1 pseudogene is annotated in these 585 nt (G+C 66.0%); it reads left to right on the top strand.

The features are described from left to right. Positions 1-289, top strand: a pseudogene (locus tag AC6EUL_RS22905) (IS5/IS1182 family transposase); the annotation flags it as partial. Positions 290-585: the final 296 nt, after the last annotated feature.

Raw genomic sequence — 585 nt, 5'->3', positions numbered from 1 at the left:
TTTCGAGGATGGCGTGCCCGACGCCAAGACGGTGTGGCTGTTCCGGGAGCACCTGACCCGGGCCGGCGCGATCGACGAACTGTTTGCCGCCTTCGACGCCTGGCTGAAGGGTAAGGGTTACCTCGCGATGTCGGGGCAGATCATCGATGCCTCGATCATCGCGGCTCCGCGTCAGCGCAACACCGATGCGGAGAAGGCGGCTCTCAGGGAGGACAAGATCCCTGACGCGTGGGCGGCCAAACCAAAAAAGCTCGCGCGAGATGAGACCGCGATGCCCGCTGGCCCCTGAAGCGGGCCAAGGCGCGGCCCGCAAAGGCGGACGGCACCAAGGCCAAGGTCGAAATCGCCGTTCCGATGTTCGGCGACATGTCCCACGTCTCGATCGACCGCAAGCACGGGTTCGTCCGGCGCTTCACCGTGACCAGCGCGGCCGCCCACGACGGGGCATAACTGGCCAACGTCCTCGACGCGACCAACACGGCGAGCGACGTATGGGCCGACACCGCCTACGCAGCATACCGTTGGGACCGATGATCGTGCCTGGTCCCACCAAGGATCAAGGGCGACCCAGGGCAGGCTCATCCA

The organism is Methylobacterium sp. 001424705 (assembly GCF_059816145.1).
This window is presented reverse-complemented; position numbering and strand designations above follow the sequence as displayed.